Consider the following 16,058-nt stretch of genomic DNA (forward strand, 5'->3'; position numbering starts at 1 on the left):
TTCCGTTAGAGTGGGGAGGCCTACCGTGGAGGCTAAGCTACTCCGTCCTCCCAGGCCCACCGCGGCAAGCGGTGTATCGGCCGTGCATCCCCAGGGCCTCCGGGTGTATCGGCCGTGTATCCCCCGGGCCCCCGGGCGTATCCCGGTTCGGTTAGTATTGGGGAGTCCGGTCCCGGGCGGCCACTCTCCACGGTTACTCTTGCGGACATTTACGCCCATATACTTGTTCGGCCTGTAATAGGATAAAGGAAGCCGGGACCGCGGGGACAAGGCCGATCGGCCGCATTCTACTCCTCGATCAGCTTCACCAAATACCGGCGCTGCCTTGGACCGTCAAATTCGCAGAAATAGATGCCCTGCCAGCGGCCCAGCACGAGATCTCCATCCTGAATAATGACGGTTTGCGAGGAACCGGTCGTAATCGCTTTTAAGTGGGAGGCGGTGTTTCCTTCGGCATGACGGTACTTGGGGTGCTCCCAGGGATAAATTTCATCAAGCCGCAGGAGAACGTCATGCTTCACATCCGGGTCCGCATTTTCATTAATGGTAATACCGGCCGTGGTGTGCGGGCAATAGATGACGGCTAGCCCGTTAACGACCCCGCTGTTTTTAACGAGGGAGCGGACTTCGCGGGTAATGTCGCGCATCTCGTCCCTTTTGGCGGTGGATAATTCTAAGGTATGCAACATGGGCAGATTGCCCTCCTTTACATATACTAAAGTTAGAAGCGCGTTTCTAATTGTATTTTACCCGGGCAAGGTTGATCTGCCAAATTGCGGCATGCGGCCGCTTAAATTTGTTGACGAGGTGTTACGGGTTTGATAAAGTGTCATTATATAATAAACCCAAGTAAGTTTATAAGAATAAATATTTTTATAGATGAGATGATCGAGAAAGGATGTGGCCGTTCCCATGCATGTGGAAGTAAGAAATTTGGATAAGCACTTTGGCAGTTTCCATGCCGTAAAGGACGTCAGCTTTGGCATTGAAAAAGGGCAGTTGATCGGGCTGCTCGGGCCGAGCGGCGGAGGAAAGACTTCGATACTTCGCATGTTGGCCGGTCTAGAGCAGCCGGATTCGGGAGAGATTCTCTTTCACGGCAACCGGGTCAACGGTCTCGCCCCCCAAGATCGGGGGATCGGCTTCGTGTTCCAAAGCTATGCCCTGTTCAAACATATGACGGTGTTTGATAATATCGCCTTTGGCTTGCAGGTGAAAAAGGCGGCGAAGAGCCGCATTCAGGAACGGGTCATGGAATTGGTGGAGTTGACCGGACTCAAAGGATTCGAGAAGCGTTATCCGCACCAACTGTCCGGAGGGCAGCGGCAGCGGGTAGCTTTTGCCCGGGCTTTGGCGCCTGAGCCGCAGCTGCTGCTCCTCGACGAGCCTTTCGCCGCCATCGATGCGAAGATCCGTCAGGAGCTGCGTTCCTGGCTCAGAGAGCTGATCGAGCGCGTGGGGATTACTTCGATTTTTGTAACCCATGACCAGGATGAAGCGATTGAAGTGGCGGACGAAATTATGATTATCAATGAGGGCAGGCTCGAGCAAAAAGGCACTCCCTGGGACATTTACAAGGAGCCGGACACACCGTTCGTGGCTTCCTTCATCGGACAATCGACCCTTGTGGATCGGGCGGCGGATTTGAAGGGATTTGAGGATGAGGCGGCGGGCGCGGGGACACAGGCCCTTATTCGACCCGAATATCTCGAGGTCGGAACCGACCACGAGTTTACGCTCTTGTCCGCCACCGAGCCGGGCGTGGTGAAGCATTTGCATTTCCGCGGCAGCGAGTGGCTGGTGGAAGTGGAGGTAGGCGGTCATGTTCTGACAACGTTCAGGTCTCTGGAGAAAGAGACGCTGAAACCCGGCCAGTACGTGCGCGTACTTGTACACAGGGCATACCTGTTCAATAAGGAAAGAAGCTGGATCGTGGAGAACCCGCTGAAGGGCGGGCCGATCAGCGTAATGATCTGATCCAGGCGTCGGCGGGGGAAATAACCGGCTTGAACGTCCCATAAAAAAGAACCGCGAGAACGTAGACCGTTCCGCGGTTTTTTTGCAATTACACTCTGGAGCGGATTTCCTGCCGCATGAACAAGGCAAGGCATAGGAATTGCCGAAGCAGACCATGGTTGCGGCGATCAGGCCGGTCAGCTGCGGCCAAATGAGAATCAGACTCTGACCCAGTGGCAGCGGGCTGGCGATGGCGCCGACGAGTTGATCCATCGTCAACGGGCCAAGCGAACGGACGCCGGGCGACAGCATCGTCGTAATCGTCTCCGAGAACAGCACGGTGGGCGATAGGCGATTCAGCGTCAGGGTGAAGTTCATTTGCCGCAGTTGTGCCGCCGGGTTCATTTGCTGCTCGGAAACGGCGGTGGCGCTGTCGATCAGGTTGATAATCATGCTGTAAAAGATCGTGAAGAACAGCCAGACCGAGATGGAGGACAGGGCCGAGTCTCGCCCGGCTTTACGGCGATGCGGGAGATGTCGCGGCCGCCGGCCGACAGGGTATATTTCCAGTCTTTTGCCTTCGTTTCCAGCGATAGACCGGCGGACCATTCGAGATAAGGCGTATAGAGCTCCAAGCCTCCAGCGGTGAAGCCTTCACAGGTCCGGCCATTACGCGGGTACCAGCGCGGTAAACAGGGCCATCAGGAAAAACGCCGTCTTACGATAAAATTTCAGCATGACCTGAATTCCTCCTTGCGACTATGACATAAATGTTCAGGGCAGCGGACCGGGAGTCCGGCGGAAACGATGGGCCCCTCGGCTCCGCCGGTTCATCCCCCTTCGATCACTGCGGTTATAAAGGTTACGAACGAAATTTCGTTTTGGATTTATGCGCGGGAAAAATTTTTCGGGGTTTTCAAATGGCGCTCTTTTTGGTAAAACGGGAGGTAATGAGGGAGGGGGATAGATCGGGAGGGAAGGAGCATGGACCTGCAAAATGAAGAGATGACGCTGCGGCTGCGCCAAATGTGCGACGGATCGGTCGAGGCGTTCGACCGGTTTTACGAAGCGTACGTCCTTTTGTCATGCAGGTGGCCATCCGGATGGTGGGTGAACGGATGGAGGCGGAGGATGTTTGCCATGAAGTGTTTCTCGAGGCCCTGCGGCGGGGAACGGACTATGATCCGGCCCGCTGTTCGATCAAAGCCTGGCTGGCCGTAAAAATGAGGAGCCGCTGCCTCGACCGGCTGAGGCGAAATCAGCGGGTTCAGCCGCTGGAAGGGGAGTTTCTTCCCGGGGGGCCGCGGGTTTCCGAGGAGGACCAGGTCATTTCCCGGCTGGAAAAGGAGGCTTTGAGATCGGCGGTTTATGCGCTGCCCGAGACGCAGAGAAAAGCGATTTTGGGCTCGTATTATACCCTTCACACCCATAAGAAGATGTCCGAAGCCTGGAACGTTCCGATCGTCACGGTAAAGTCATGGGTCCGCTACGGGCTTGCCAATTTGCGCAAACAGTTGGAAAAGCAGGGCTGGAGCCACTCACCGGAAGGAGGCGGGAAGGATGAACGATTCCGTTTATAGACAGGGCGTGGGCGCAACGCGGCCGGATGTGTTATCGGACTGCACGGCAAAGTATACGGAAGAGGATTGGGTGGATTGGGTGCTCGGCTCGGTACCGGAACAGAAGCTTACGGAAATGCGGAGCAGATATGTGGAGAGATATGAGCCCGCCGCCTTGCCGGTGATGTCGAGTCCGGAGAGCATCGCCCTGCCCCTTGACGGAGGCAGACTCGCCCCGGACTCCGGTATGGTCTGGTATAATGAGTCGTCGCGGGAAATGCTGATGCTCGTCGGCGGGATTGTTCCGCGTGAGGACCAAATCGTCGAGGTTTGGGCCGTTAAGGAAGGGACCCGCGACAGCCTGGGATTGTTGCAATATCACGCTTATCGGGCCCATCTGTACGTTAAAAACAAAGAGGCTCTTCAAGAGGCGGACAATCTGGTGCTGACGGTGGAGACGAGAAATGGGGATCCGGACGATCTTGCCCCGAAGGATACGATCTTTGTGGATTTGACCTCGCGACGAAAAGAATAGTGATGAGACGAGACAGGAGAGAGGGGAAGACCGAGTGGAACAACTGGTGTTTTTGGGGACGGGGGATGCGATGGGCGTGCCTCGCGTGTACTGCGATTGCCAAGTTTGCGGGGAAGCGAGAACGGCGGGCTTGAACCGGCGCTACCGATCCTCCGTGGCGGTTGAATGCGGGGAGGAAAGCTTTCTGATCGATTGCGGTCCCGATTGGCGGGACAGTATGGAACGGAGGGGACAGCGGTTTGCCGGCACGGTGCTTGTCACCCATCCTCATTTCGATCATATCGGCGGTCTTCCGGAATGGGCGGATGCTTGCCGGTGGCTGGAACGGAGAGGGCAGCTATATGCTCCGGGCGAGGTTCTGGAGGCGATCAACCGCCAATTTCCCTGGCTTGAAAGAAATCTGGATTTCTACCCGGTGGATGAAGGGATAATGCTTGCGGGGTGGCGTATTTCCGGCTGGAAAGTAAACCACGGAAAAAACGGCTATTCCTATGCCTATCGCCTGGAAAAGAACGGCTTTGTCTGGGCCTACTGCCCGGATTCGATCGCTCTGCCGCCGGAGCAGCGAATTTTGCTGAACGGACTGGATTTGCTCGTGTTGGGGACGAGCTTTTATCATGAATTGGCCGAGTTCTCCACCCGCTCGGTGTATGATGTGAAAGAAGCGCTCGAACTGCTTCGGAAGCTCAAGCCGGGGCAGACGATATTCACGCACATGTCGCATGATATCGACCTGCGTAAGGATTATGATCTGCCGGACGGCGTACGGTACGCGGCCACGGGAATGACGGTGCCGCTTGTTGCCGCTACCTAAGCAGCCCGAAGGAGAAGAAAAGACCGCGGTTTCCGTTTACGGAAAAAACCGGCGGTCTTTCTGCTTAGAAGGTAAATAAAAGGCGGTCGGATGAATACGGATTTAGCGGGAAAAACTCCCGCTAATCAAGTACGGTGGCCGCTGCAGCACGTGATTAGCGGGAAAAACTCCCGTTATTTTGCGAGCGGAGCAGCGATTCGGACAAAAGAGCCGGAAATAGCTAGAGGAATTCCAGCTAATGACGCGGATGGCGTGAACAGCGCCAAATTAACGGGAGGAATTCCCGTTAATTTGACGGAAGAGCAGCGCAGATCCGGTACGATTACGCCTCTTGGCCAAGGATGAATTTATCAATGACCAGCTTGACGCCGTCCTCGTTATTGCTGGCGGTCACGTAGTCGGCGATCTCCTTCAGGGCGGGAATCGCGTTGCCCATCGCGACGCCGAGGCCCGCGGCTTCCAGCATTTCATGGTCGTTCCAGGAATCGCCGATGGCGATGCATTCGGACAGCGCGCAGCCAAAATGGGCGGCCAGGAACTTCAGGGCATGTCCCTTTGTTCCTTCATGGTGCATAATTTCAAGGAAATTCGGCTTGGATTTGGTGATGTGCACGCCTTCGCCAAGCAGTTCCCGCAGCACCGGGGCGATTTCGTCCAGGTAATCAGGCTCATCGATAATCAGCATTTTCGGCGTAGGCCGGGCCACAAGTTTGGCGAAATCGGGTTCGACGTAATACTTGGTTTTATTCAAAGCCGTATAGTCGATCAGCTTCTGGTTCTCCTCGCGGGCATAGAGCCTGTCATCGATGTAAGTCTGCAGGTGGAGGTCGTTTTGGATACAGTACTCAAACAGCTTTTGCGCGGCATCCACCGGAACGTAGCGCTCGTAAAGGACCTGTTCGTCCAGCAGATTTTTGACCAGGGCGCCCTGATACGTGATGATGGGAACATTCAGTCCGGTTTGACGGGCAATCGCCTGGGCGCTGGCATAAGCGCGGCCCGTTGCCAAAGTGACGACGGCGCCTTTAGCGACCGCCTGCTCCAAGGCCTGCTGCGTGGCCGGAGTTACTTCTTTGTCGTCATTGATTAAAGTGTCGTCGATGTCGATTGCAACCAGTTTATACAATGGGTCCTCTCCTTTTTGGGGACGAAAAAGCCCTTCGTCCTTCTCTCTTGGTGCAGTTTTCTCTATTGTACCTCATGAATCCAAGATTTCAATTCATAGCGTGCAATTGAAGGCAGCGAAAAATAAGCCGGACGGCCTACCGACGTCGATCCGTGTAAAAATGCCTGCAGATCTGCAGGCATTTACGACAGAGACCGCTCATTCCCCGAAAACCGCCTAAAATGCATGCAGATTTGCATCAATTTTGCCAAATCTCCGCGATCTGCCGGATATTCCCGCATATTTGCAGCAATTTGCTTGCCAGCCACTATTCTTCAAGGAACACGAGTCCGATGAACTCGTCCTTCTCCAGGTTGCCGAAATAATGCTTGATATCGACATCCGACAGGGCCGCGCGAACGTCGTTTTCCTCATAGCGTACGCCTCTCAGCTTGTCCTCTATGTCGGTCACATCGCCTACGCCGAAGAAATCCCCGTAGATTTTTATGTTCTTGATGTGGCCATCCTTGATGTCCATCCGCAGGTCGATGATGCCCACCGGAAATTTTTTGGCGTGCTTGACATTGCTCTCCGGCGACAGACCGTAGTTCCAATCCCAGTTTTTATAGCGTTCGGCCGAGATTTGACGGATTTTCTCCCAGTCGGCCTCCGTCAGTTTGTATTGCGGAACGGACTCGGGATCCATGCCGAAAATATGACGGAGCAACTCGGAACGGAATTCCTCGACCGTCATTTTGCGGTCCATAAAGTCAATGATATTCGCGACGCGGCTGCGTACGGACTTCGTGCTCTTGGATTTGAATTTCTCCGGATTCGCGTGCAGAGAAGCCTGGACATCCTCCAAGTTCAGGTTAAACATCAAGGTTCCGTGGCTGAACATGCGTCCGCGGGTGGCAAACTGGGCGTTGCCCGAAATTTTTTGCTCCCCTACTTGCAGATCGTTGCGGCCGGTCAATTCGGCGTTTACGCCGAAAGAGCGAAGGGCCTCGACCACGGGTTCGGTAAATTTGCGGAAGTTGTGAAACGATTGGCCGTCGTCTTTGGTGATGAAGCTGAAGTTAAGATTGCCGAGGTCATGGTAAACCGCTCCTCCGCCGGATAGGCGGCGGACCACTTGGATGCCTTTCTCCTTCACATACTCGGCGTTGATTTCCTCGATCGTATTCTGGTGCTTCCCGATGATGATGGACGGTGCGTTGATATAAAACAACAGGTAACTGTCATCCTCAAGCGGCAGATGTCTTAGCGCGAATTCCTCGATGGCCAGGTTGACGGACGCATCGGTGATCCCCTGATTGTCGATAAACAGCATGATTTGTGTTCCCCCCGTGCTATGGATTGGCGTTATGTACACTCTGTACCTATTGTAAACCAAACCTTCCTTGAAATGAAAGAGAACCCGGTTTTCTTGTCTTTTTCAAGGCTTGATTTCAACGCAAGGTGTGGTAGACTTCACCTAAAAGTGCAGTAGATTGAAAAAGACGGGGGCAATGGCAATGGTACTCGAGGTATACGGTCACGGCGGCGACGTTTGGACCGCGTCGGCAAAATACGGAGTGGACGCGGAACGATTCATCGATTTCAGCGCGAATATCAATCCGCTCGGTCCGCCGCCCGGGCTGTTGGACAAGCTTAGGGAGGCTCTTCCGGCCGTAACGGCCTATCCGGATCCGGGGCACCGGGCCCTGATCGCGAAGCTGGCCGACAAGCTGCAACGGGAGGAAAGCTGTTTCGTCATCGGCAACGGAGCCGCGGAAAATATGGCTTTGGCCCTGCTCGCCGCGGGACCGAAGAAAGTGGGGATCGTCGAGCCCTGTTTCTCGGAATACGAGGCGCTCTCCCGGCAGTTCGGGGCCGCGGTGACGTCGGTGCGCGGGACCGAGGAACTGGCTTTCAGGGCCGAGCCCGAGGCAGTGCGGCAATTGATAGAGTCATCCGATCTGGTCTTCATCGGGCAGCCGAACAATCCGAACGGTGTCCAGTACAGCCTGGATGAGCTGAGATCTTTTGCGGAAGCCGGGGAGCAATGCGGTAGTTACGTCATTATCGACGAGGCTTTTATCGATTTCATCCCGGAAAGCGGGAGGCAGACCCTGCTGGGGGAGCTGGATCGGTATACCAGGTTGATTCTGGTCCGATCGATGACGAAGTTTTACGCGATTCCCGGTCTGCGCCTTGGCTACGCCGTCGCTCATCCGCAAACGGCCCGGTCGATGCGGGACAAGCAGGTAACCTGGAGCGTCAACGCCCTTGCCCTGCTTGCGGGAGAGGTTTGCCTTGACGCGGGAAGCGCCTTCGAGGAGGCTACGATTTCGCTGATCGCGAAGCAGCGGGCGATGCTGCGGCAGAGTCTGGAGCAACTGGGCTGCCGGACCTGGCCGGGAGAAGCAAACTTTCTGCTGGTTCGTCTGCCCGAAGGGAAGACGGCCGCCGGGGTGCAAGCGGCGCTGGGAGCCAAAGGGGTATTGGTCCGCAGCTGCGCCATGTACAAAGGATTGTCCGAACGGGATATTCGTGTGGCCGTAAAGAATGAACCCGCATGTCTGCAGTTGATGGAGAAAATGAAACATGTATTGTCAGGAGGAGAGAGGGAATGACGACACCTTTTTTGCATATGGGAGAAAGGGAAAGCGGGATTTACGAGTCGGCCGTTTGGCCGGGTCTTCGCCTGATTCGCGGGGAGCGGCATATTCTGCTTGAAGCGCCGATGGCGCTGGAGAGTGTGGGCAGCTCGGTGTATGGCGGGGGAGCGGGATCGCTTCGGCGGATGGTCAATATTTACGTTGACCGTCATTACCGCTGTGACGACCCTGTCCGGGATATCGGGCGGAGTCTGAAGGAATGGGGCTATCCCGCGGAGGAAACCGCGGGTCTGCTGACGGCGGTCAAGCTGCGGCATACCGCCGTGATGGAGGAGCGCACCGAGAATTTCGCCGTTTTCTGCTGCGCGACGGCGGGCGTCTCGAACGCGGCGCGCGCCGGCGTCCGCCGGACGACGTTCCCGGCCTCGTGGACGCCGGGAACGATCAACCTGATGCTTGCCGTCGACGGCAAGCTGACGCCGGCGGCGATGGTCAACGCCGTGATTACGGCGACCGAGGCCAAATCCGCCGCGCTCGGCGATCTCGGCGTGCTCGACGCCGAGACCGGGCTTGCGGCCACCGGCACCACGACCGACGCGGTCGTGCTCGGCGCAAGCCAGCGGCCGGATTGGCCGCTGCTGCACAGCTACGCCGGTACCGCGACGGATCTGGGCGGCACGGTGGGCCGCCTGGTTTACGCCGCCGTGCGCGAATCGCTGCGCGCCGCCGCGGCAGCCCCCGCGGAGCCGCGGCCGTGACGGCGGCGTGGTGGGTGCTGCCGGCCGCGTACGCGCTGGACCGGCTGCTGGGCGACCCGCGCTGGCTTCCCCATCCCGTGATCGGGATGGGGAAGGCGATCGTGCGGGTCGAGGCGGCGATCCGCCGCCTTTTTCACCCCCGCGCCTACCGGGCCGCGGGGATTTTGCTGCCGCTCGTCGTCGCCGGCGGCAGTCTGGTCTTGACCTGGGCCGCGCTCCGCTTGCTGGCCGGGGTCAGCCCTTGGCTGGCCGCTGCCGCGGAGGCCGTGCTGGTCTGGACGACCATCGCGGCGAAAGGCCTGCGGGACGCCGGGATGGAGGTGTGCGGCCATCTGCGGCGCGGTGACCTGCCGGAGGCCCGGCGTTCGCTCGGCATGATCGTCGGCCGCGACACCGGGCATCTGGAGCCGCCCGAGGTGGTGCGCGGCGCGGTGGAGACGGTGGCGGAGAACATCGTCGACGCCGTCGTGTCGCCGCTGTTCTTCGCCCTGATCGGCGGAGCGCCGTTGGCGATGGCTTACCGGGCCGTCAACACCCTCGACTCGATGGTCGGCTACAAGAACGAGAAGTACCTCGATCTCGGGTGGGCTTCAGCCCGGTTGGACGACATCGCCAACTACATTCCCGCCCGCCTGACCGCGCTGCTGCTGGTCTTCGCGGCCCGGGTGCAGGGCTTGGACGCGCGGCGAGCCTGGCGCATCTTCCGCCGGGACGCCGCTTCCCATCCGAGCCCCAACAGCGGCTATCCCGAAGCGGCGGTCGCGGGTGCGCTCGGCGTACGCCTCGGCGGGGAAAACTCCTACCACGGCGTAACTTCGTTCCGCAGCTATATGGGCGACAAGACGCGGGAACTGGAGCCCGAGGATATCCCGAGAACGGCGCGGTTAATGTTTTTCGTCTCGGGCAGTTTTGTGTTTGGGGCCGTTTTTTTGAACTTATGGTGGAGCGGGGCCTTGTTCTTGCTTTGGCAGTAGAAGGGGGAAAAGAAAAATGGAATGGTGGCTGATCCGCCACGGCGCGACGGCCTGTAATGCGGAACGCCGGTACCAGGGGCAGAGCGATACGGAACTGCTTCCCGGGGACGCTTCCGGACTGACGGGCTTACGGAAGACGCTGGCCGGGGTCGAGTTTTCCGCCGTGTACTGCAGTGATTTGAACCGGTGCCGGAGCACGCTGCGGTTTCTTCGTCCGGATATGGTAGCGAGCGCGATTTACGAACGGCGGTTAAGGGAGATGCATTTTGGAGCCTGGGAAGGGCAAACCTACGACATGCTCAAAGGTCAGGGGATCTATCGGCGCTGGCTGGATAACCCGAAGGAATGGACGCCCCCTGAGGGAGAACCCTGGGCAGGGTTTGAAAGCAGGGTCCGCAGCATCTACGGGGAACTCGTAACTATGACAACGCAGTTGACGGAAAAAGGACAGTCCGCACCGCTGCTCATCGTCACCCATGGCGGTGTTATATCTATGCTGCACACGCTGCTCGTTCCGGATTCGGATTTCTGGAACCCGCAAGCAAAGATCGGGACTGGAGAAATATTGAAGCTCCAGCCATACTTTTGACCGGGGAGTGAGGTTCTTGGCGGAACGGGAAAATCAATGGCGGCGGCTGCGCCTAAGTGTGTTGGATCTGGTTCCCAAGCTTGGAGGCTGCAGCGATGAGGAAGCCTTGCGGCAGGCAGTCCTGCTGGCGCAGCGGGCGGAAGAGTGGGGATATCGCCGCTATTGGGCGGCGGAGCATCACAATATGGACGGCTTGGCGTGTCCGTCTCCGGAGGTCCTGCTTGCCCATATCGGCGCGGTAACCACCCGGATCAAGCTTGGTTCCGGCGCGCTGCTGCTGCCGCATTACGCCCCGCTGAAAGCGGCGGAGTGGTTCCGGATGCTGGCCGCGCTTTATCCGGGGCGCATCGATCTGGGGCTGGGCCGGGCGCCTGGCGGCGACGCGCATACGGCGATGGCGCTCAGCGGTAACTTTTTGCAGCATGTGGCCCGGTATCGCGAGTCGGTAGCGGAACTGCTGGCACTGCTGCAGGACAGCTATACCTACGAGTCCCGGCCGGTGGCCGCGAGGCCTGTTCCCCTCCGGCAGCCGGACGTTTGGATGCTGGGAACGAACGTCAAAAGCGCCGGCTATGCGGCTGAGCTCGGGACGGGGTACGTGTTCGGCCAGTTTATGAGCGAAAGCGACGGAATCGAAACGCTGCGCGTTTATCGGAAGGCGTTTCGACCCTCCGTTTTACGGGCGGAGCCGGAAACGATCGTCGCGGTTCAAGCGATCTGCGCCCCCACCGAACGCGAGGCCCGCGCGATGGCGGACCTGATCGAGGCCGAGCTGGCTGCCCGGGGCGGACAGCTTCCCCGGCAGCGGTTGGCCGGTACGCCCGAGCAATTGGCTGAACAGCTGTTCCAACTCCAGCGGTTGTACGGGAATGAGGAATTTTTGATCGTGACGGCCGCTCCGGACTATGAGACCAGGCTCAATTCGTACCGCCTCCTGTCCGGATGCGGCTTCCATATTGATTGAAGCCGCATCCGGACAGGAGATAGGGGCGTTTTGCGGCGCTATTTTGTCGAATTTGGCTGGAGGTATGGAGTAGCAGTTTAAGGGCTTTATTTTGGAAAAAACGGGCCAAACCCTGATTTCGGAGCCCGCAACAGGGGAGAATAAGGCCCTTTTTGACTGCTATTATTCTCGCGGAGCCGAATCGGACCGCAATAGCGCCCCTAAAAGCCGCTAATGCGGGCGGCTAGGCGTGATTCCGGCGGGTTTGATGCAACGTCAGTGCGCTAATAGGCCGCATTAGTCTTGTTTTGCTTTTTTTGCGGGCAGCTTCGGGAAAAATCCGAAAATGAGCAGGCCGGCAAGCCAGGCGGAAACGGCGAGGACGATGAATTTCAGCCCGCTCTGCAGCCCGATGACGCTCCAGCGGTAGGCCCCAAGGTAAAGCAGAGTGCCTGGAACCAATATAACAATCAAACGGATCGTTAGTCGTACAAAAGGCGGCTTGGGGTGATTGAACACAAATAATCTGCGCCCGCTGCGAATGCGCCAGGCGGCAAGCAGAAGATAAACCGCCAGCGCGGCTGTGAGGCCATAGGCGCCCCATTGATGGAGGGAGCTCGTTTGCGCCAGCGCGGTCGCTCCTTCCGGCAGAGCCCCGGTTTCAAACCGGATCCAGGCATGATACAAATCCTGCCGCAGGTCGATGCCGTTCTCGCTATTGGTCAGGATGACCAGGCCGTTTTGAGACTCCGGGATAAAGCCATAGAAGGCGTGCCAACCTCGATTGTCCCCCGGGTGGTACAAGAGGGTGGTACCGTCCGGCAGGCTGCGTGAAAAAATACCGAGCCCGTTCTCGCCCAGTACCGGTTTCTGCATTTCCCGCACCAGACCGGGACTTACAACATCGTGCCCCAAGGGGGTTCCTCCGCTTTTCGAGGTGTCCAGGCTTGCCTGCATGAGCTTCATCAAGTCCTCGGCCGTGGTCGTTAGCCCTGCGGCAGCCCGCTCGGCGAACCGGAAGGCCGGCAGCTCCTGTCCGAAATAACCGTAAGCTTTGGTTAAGAACGGTCTGTCCTCCTCTTCTTGCCCGAAGCTGCTGGAATCCATCCCCAGCGGGTGAAGCACCCGATTTTTCATATAGTCCTCGAACGGCTGCCCCGAAACCTCCTCAATCACCATCTGAAGGATCGTGTACCCCGCCCCCGAATATGCCGCTTCTTTGCCGGGAGCTAAGGCGAATTTCACGGGATCGTTGAACAGGCCGGCTCCGGCGAGAGATTGCTCGGGCGCAGGGAGCTTCCGGCCCGGCTCGACGCCCATATAACCGGGATGCGGAGCAAGCCCCGCGGTATGGCTTAACAGACGCCGGAGGGTCACTTCCTCCGAAACGACTTTCGCACCTGGAATCGTCCGGTTTCCGAGATGCTTGCTGACCGGGTCATCCAATGATAATTTTCCCTCCTCCGCCAGCTTTAAAATCCCCCAGGCGGTAACGCTTTTGGAAATGGATCCCGCTTGAAAACGCGATTTTTCGTCCAGCTTCCGGCCGGCCGTTTTGTCCGCGAATCCGTACTGTAGGGCATAGGCGGTGTTGCCATGCTCAAGCACGCCGATCGAGACTCCGGGAACACCGTATTTTTTTTGCAGCAAAGGAACCTGTTCATCCAAGTAACGCTTGAATTCCGACACATCGCCCTTCTTCTCCGCGTGCCCCGAACGTTCGGGGTTCGATGTTGCCGATATGGCCGATACGGCGCCTGCCGCAGGGAAACAGGCGTATATGCCGGCGGTGATTATTAGAACCGGCAGCAAAGTTTTTGGGATGATTTTACCGGCCAGGCCCGATTTCTTCTTCATTCGTAATTCAACTCCTCTTCGATTCAATCGCTTTATACAGCTTTTTAGTATAGGCGGGGCTCCGTTTTGTTCCCATCGATTTCCCTTAATCGGTTCTAAAAGGAATCTTACATTTTCATTACAAGAAAATGGGGTTTTTTGTATTTACAAGAACAGATGTTCGTATTATAATGATGATCAAAAGGGAGGATCGTTTTATGGATGTATTGGAGAAGCTTGCGATCTTGACGGATTCCGCCAAATACGATGTTTCCTGTTCCTCCAGCGGGAGTGAGAGGTCCGGGCAAAGCGGAAAGCAGGGGAACACCGTTGCCTCGGGCATCTGCCACAGCTTTGCCGCCGATGGGCGCTGCATCTCTTTGTTGAAGGTTCTGATGACAAACAGCTGCATTTTCGATTGCAAATACTGCGTAAACCGCCGCTCCCACGACACCCGCAGAGCTATGTTCACACCGGAAGAGCTTGCGGAGCTTACGATGAATTTTTACCGCCGTAACTATATTGAAGGTTTATTCTTAAGCTCGGGGATCATGAGGAATCCGGATTATACTACGGAACGATTAATCCGGGTATTGGAACTGCTGCGGAATCAATACGGGTTCTCGGGATATATTCATGTGAAGGCTATCCCTGGAGCGGATCCGGCGCTGATTTCCAGGCTGGGACTGCTCGCCGACAGGATGAGCGTAAACATTGAGCTTCCGTCCCAAGCCAGCTTACGGCAGCTTGCGCCGGATAAGAGCAAGGAGACGATACTCCGGCCGATGTCGGCGATCCGGGAGGGCATCCGCGAGAACAGCACCGATTTGGTAAAGTTTCGGCATGCGCCGAAATTCGTGCCGGGGGGCCAGAGCACCCAGTTGATCGTGGGGGCAACGCCGGACAGCGATTTGAAGATTTTGACTCTGACCGAGGCGTTGTATCGCAAATACGAGCTGAAGCGGGTGTACTATTCCGCTTACACGCCGGTGATGGAGCATTCGCTGCTCCCGGCGCTGGACAGTAAACCGCCGCTTCTGCGGGAGCATCGGCTCTACCAGGCTGACTGGCTGCTGCGGTTTTACGGATTCGAAGCCCATGAACTGCTGGATGAAAGAACTCCGAATTTCAATCCGTTTATGGACCCCAAGTGCCATTGGGCCGTAAATCATATCGATCGATTCCCCGTGGAGATCAATCAAGCACCGTATGAAACGTTGCTCCGGGTTCCAGGGATCGGCGTGCGGAGCGCCAAGGCGATCGTTGCGGCGCGGCGGGCGGGAAAACTGGACTTCGCGGGATTGAAGAAGCTCGGGGTAGTACTGAAGAGAGCCCAATATTTCATCACATGCTCCGGCAGACGTCTTGAGGGATTGAAAGTGAAGGAGAGCACAATCTTGAGATCGCTGCTATCCCAAAAGGAAATCTCCTTGTATTTGCCCCAGCCCCAGGTGGAACAGCTTAAGCTTTTTAGCGACGAAGAACTCGCGGCAGGCAGGGTGGCGGAAGTGGCTGCAACATGAACTGGGCTCGCCAATCGGCGTACATTTATGATGGCAGCTTTGACGGCTTTCTTAGCTGTGTGTTTGAAAGCTATGACCGCAAGGAAGAGGCGGTGGATATCCGGCCGAGTGAAGATAATCTGTATGTTCTGTTCGATGCCGTATGGGTGGAGACTGATCCGGTAAAGGCGGCCAGAGTTTACAAGGGAATCGGTGTCAAAATCTGTCCGGCGGCGCAGGAACTGATCCGTAACGGCTTCCTGACATGCATGTCCGATAAGGAACTGCTGCTGTACCGTTTTTTGCGGCTTGGCTTTCAATATGGACGTACGGTCATGGATATGCTGACGGAAGATACGGTGCATCGGCTCCATAAAGCGGTGAAACATTTAAGGACGGAGAGCCATGCATATATGGGATTCGTCCGGTTCGCGGTTTATGGCGATGTTCTGGTCGCCGTTATTGAACCGAAGAATCAGGTGCTGCCGCTGCTGGCGCCCCATTTTTGCGATAGATACCGGGGAGAATCGTTTCTGATTTACGACAAGACGCATAGACAAGTATTGATGCAGCGGCAGGATGGTCCACCTGCTGATCGAGTGGGACTATTTTGCATGGAGGAGCTTATATTGCCCGAGCCGGACGACGAGGAGAAGTCCTACCGGAGGCTGTGGAAGCAGTTCTATGATACGGTGGCGGTCCGGGAAAGAAGCAATCCCCGGGCCCGGCTTTCCCATATGCCCAAACGTTATTGGACCCAGTTAACCGAGATGCAGCAGAGCGATCTTTCTTCAGGTCCCTTCCCGAAACGTCTTCGTTAAGCCCCGTTCTTCTGCTACAATGGTTCAGTGAATGCTTAGAATACCTAAGTCTTTTTGCTTGAC

The 16,058-nt window shown here is 57.0% G+C and carries 16 protein-coding genes and 1 pseudogene; 12 read left to right on the forward strand and 5 right to left on the reverse strand.

Going from position 1 to position 16,058, the window contains the following annotated elements:
• Positions 1-287: 287 nt before the first annotated feature.
• Entirely contained in the window at positions 288-689 is a 402-nt protein-coding gene (locus V4U88_RS13195; protein ID WP_334073714.1) for a secondary thiamine-phosphate synthase enzyme YjbQ, read from the reverse strand.
• A gap of 223 nt (positions 690-912) precedes the next feature.
• On the opposite strand from V4U88_RS13195, the gene V4U88_RS13200 reads away from it, so the two are divergent.
• Entirely contained in the window at positions 913-1,977 is a 1,065-nt protein-coding gene (locus tag V4U88_RS13200; protein ID WP_334073715.1) for a sulfate/molybdate ABC transporter ATP-binding protein, read from the forward strand.
• Between the two features lie 88 nt (positions 1,978-2,065).
• Here the strand turns inward: V4U88_RS13200 and V4U88_RS26995 are convergent.
• Positions 2,066-2,463: pseudogene (locus V4U88_RS26995) on the reverse strand (ABC transporter permease); the annotation flags it as partial.
• Between the two features lie 596 nt (positions 2,464-3,059).
• Between V4U88_RS26995 and V4U88_RS13210 the strand changes: the two are divergent.
• The 4 genes from V4U88_RS13210 (at position 3,060) to V4U88_RS13225 (ending at position 5,209) form a co-directional block, all read left to right on the forward strand.
• Positions 3,060-3,536 carry an RNA polymerase sigma factor gene (locus V4U88_RS13210; RefSeq protein ID WP_334073717.1) on the forward strand — a complete coding sequence of 159 codons (477 nt, stop codon included), beginning with the start codon at positions 3,060-3,062 and terminating at the stop codon, positions 3,534-3,536.
• On the forward strand, positions 3,517-4,050 hold the full coding sequence (locus tag V4U88_RS13215; protein ID WP_334073718.1) for an anti-sigma factor domain-containing protein: 534 nt from the start codon (positions 3,517-3,519) through the stop codon (positions 4,048-4,050). Before V4U88_RS13210 ends, V4U88_RS13215 begins: the two co-directional genes overlap by 20 nt.
• Before the next feature lie 34 nt (positions 4,051-4,084).
• Positions 4,085-4,864, forward strand: coding sequence for an MBL fold metallo-hydrolase (locus V4U88_RS13220; RefSeq protein WP_334073719.1), 780 nt, complete (start codon positions 4,085-4,087; stop codon positions 4,862-4,864).
• A 90-nt stretch (positions 4,865-4,954) separates the two neighbouring features.
• Positions 4,955-5,209: a hypothetical protein gene (locus V4U88_RS13225; protein WP_334073720.1), complete on the forward strand. Its 255-nt coding sequence runs from the start codon at positions 4,955-4,957 to the stop codon at positions 5,207-5,209.
• Here the strand turns inward: V4U88_RS13225 and V4U88_RS13230 are convergent.
• The gene (locus V4U88_RS13230; RefSeq protein ID WP_334073721.1) at positions 5,187-5,990 is read right to left on the reverse strand and encodes a Cof-type HAD-IIB family hydrolase; all 804 of its coding nucleotides are present in this window, start codon (positions 5,988-5,990) and stop codon (positions 5,187-5,189) included. The genes V4U88_RS13225 and V4U88_RS13230 overlap by 23 nt on opposite strands.
• A gap of 307 nt (positions 5,991-6,297) precedes the next feature.
• Positions 6,298-7,302, reverse strand: a complete 1,005-nt coding sequence (locus tag V4U88_RS13235; RefSeq protein ID WP_334073722.1) for a lipoate--protein ligase — start codon at positions 7,300-7,302, stop codon at positions 6,298-6,300.
• A gap of 184 nt (positions 7,303-7,486) precedes the next feature.
• On the opposite strand from V4U88_RS13235, the gene V4U88_RS13240 reads away from it, so the two are divergent.
• The 5 genes from V4U88_RS13240 to V4U88_RS13260 are packed head-to-tail and all read left to right on the forward strand — an operon-like array spanning position 7,487 to position 11,857.
• Positions 7,487-8,587 carry a pyridoxal phosphate-dependent aminotransferase gene (locus V4U88_RS13240; RefSeq protein ID WP_334073723.1) on the forward strand — a complete coding sequence of 367 codons (1,101 nt, stop codon included), beginning with the start codon at positions 7,487-7,489 and terminating at the stop codon, positions 8,585-8,587.
• The gene (locus V4U88_RS13245; RefSeq protein WP_334073724.1) at positions 8,584-9,330 is read left to right on the forward strand and encodes an adenosylcobinamide amidohydrolase; all 747 of its coding nucleotides are present in this window, start codon (positions 8,584-8,586) and stop codon (positions 9,328-9,330) included. The genes V4U88_RS13240 and V4U88_RS13245 overlap by 4 nt, the downstream gene beginning before the upstream one ends.
• Complete coding sequence (gene cbiB / locus V4U88_RS13250; RefSeq protein WP_334073725.1) at positions 9,327-10,304, forward strand: adenosylcobinamide-phosphate synthase CbiB; 978 nt, start codon at positions 9,327-9,329, stop codon at positions 10,302-10,304. Before V4U88_RS13245 ends, cbiB begins: the two co-directional genes overlap by 4 nt.
• Positions 10,305-10,320: 16 nt before the next feature.
• The gene (locus V4U88_RS13255) at positions 10,321-10,893 is read left to right on the forward strand and encodes a histidine phosphatase family protein (protein WP_334073726.1); all 573 of its coding nucleotides are present in this window, start codon (positions 10,321-10,323) and stop codon (positions 10,891-10,893) included.
• Between the two features lie 16 nt (positions 10,894-10,909).
• Positions 10,910-11,857 (forward strand): MsnO8 family LLM class oxidoreductase, encoded by a 948-nt coding sequence (locus V4U88_RS13260; protein WP_334073727.1) that lies wholly within the window; start codon positions 10,910-10,912, stop codon positions 11,855-11,857.
• A 276-nt stretch (positions 11,858-12,133) separates the two neighbouring features.
• Here V4U88_RS13260 and V4U88_RS13265 read toward each other — a convergent pair whose 3' ends face one another.
• Positions 12,134-13,693, reverse strand: coding sequence for a serine hydrolase domain-containing protein (locus tag V4U88_RS13265; protein WP_334073728.1), 1,560 nt, complete (start codon positions 13,691-13,693; stop codon positions 12,134-12,136).
• Positions 13,694-13,890: 197 nt separating this feature from the next.
• On the opposite strand from V4U88_RS13265, the gene V4U88_RS13270 reads away from it, so the two are divergent.
• Complete coding sequence (locus V4U88_RS13270; protein ID WP_334073729.1) at positions 13,891-15,195, forward strand: putative DNA modification/repair radical SAM protein; 1,305 nt, start codon at positions 13,891-13,893, stop codon at positions 15,193-15,195.
• Positions 15,192-15,995, forward strand: coding sequence for a TIGR03915 family putative DNA repair protein (locus tag V4U88_RS13275; RefSeq protein ID WP_334073730.1), 804 nt, complete (start codon positions 15,192-15,194; stop codon positions 15,993-15,995). Before V4U88_RS13270 ends, V4U88_RS13275 begins: the two co-directional genes overlap by 4 nt.
• Positions 15,996-16,058: the final 63 nt, after the last annotated feature.

Origin of the sequence: Paenibacillus sp. A14 (assembly GCF_036864815.1) — a bacterium.
GTDB lineage: Bacteria > Bacillota > Bacilli > Paenibacillales > Paenibacillaceae > Fontibacillus > Fontibacillus sanfengchensis.

What these genes read in the sequence shown, in the direction of transcription:
- V4U88_RS13245 (WP_334073724.1), top strand. Translation starts at nt 8,584, where the DNA reads ATGACGACACCTTTTTTGCATATGGGAGAAAGGGAAAGCGGGATTTAC.
- V4U88_RS13255 (WP_334073726.1), top strand. Translation starts at nt 10,321, where the DNA reads ATGGAATGGTGGCTGATCCGCCACGGCGCGACGGCCTGTAATGCGGAA.
- V4U88_RS13270 (WP_334073729.1), top strand. Translation starts at nt 13,891, where the DNA reads ATGGATGTATTGGAGAAGCTTGCGATCTTGACGGATTCCGCCAAATAC.
- V4U88_RS13215 (WP_334073718.1), top strand. Translation starts at nt 3,517, where the DNA reads ATGAACGATTCCGTTTATAGACAGGGCGTGGGCGCAACGCGGCCGGAT.
- V4U88_RS13210 (WP_334073717.1), top strand. Translation starts at nt 3,060, where the DNA reads ATGGTGGGTGAACGGATGGAGGCGGAGGATGTTTGCCATGAAGTGTTT.
- V4U88_RS13200 (WP_334073715.1), top strand. Translation starts at nt 913, where the DNA reads ATGCATGTGGAAGTAAGAAATTTGGATAAGCACTTTGGCAGTTTCCAT.
- V4U88_RS13225 (WP_334073720.1), top strand. Translation starts at nt 4,955, where the DNA reads ATGAATACGGATTTAGCGGGAAAAACTCCCGCTAATCAAGTACGGTGG.
- V4U88_RS13235 (WP_334073722.1), bottom strand. Translation starts at nt 7,302, where the DNA reads ATGCTGTTTATCGACAATCAGGGGATCACCGATGCGTCCGTCAACCTG.
- V4U88_RS13195 (WP_334073714.1), bottom strand. Translation starts at nt 689, where the DNA reads ATGTTGCATACCTTAGAATTATCCACCGCCAAAAGGGACGAGATGCGC.
- V4U88_RS13275 (WP_334073730.1), top strand. Translation starts at nt 15,192, where the DNA reads ATGAACTGGGCTCGCCAATCGGCGTACATTTATGATGGCAGCTTTGAC.
- V4U88_RS13265 (WP_334073728.1), bottom strand. Translation starts at nt 13,693, where the DNA reads ATGAAGAAGAAATCGGGCCTGGCCGGTAAAATCATCCCAAAAACTTTG.
- V4U88_RS13240 (WP_334073723.1), top strand. Translation starts at nt 7,487, where the DNA reads ATGGTACTCGAGGTATACGGTCACGGCGGCGACGTTTGGACCGCGTCG.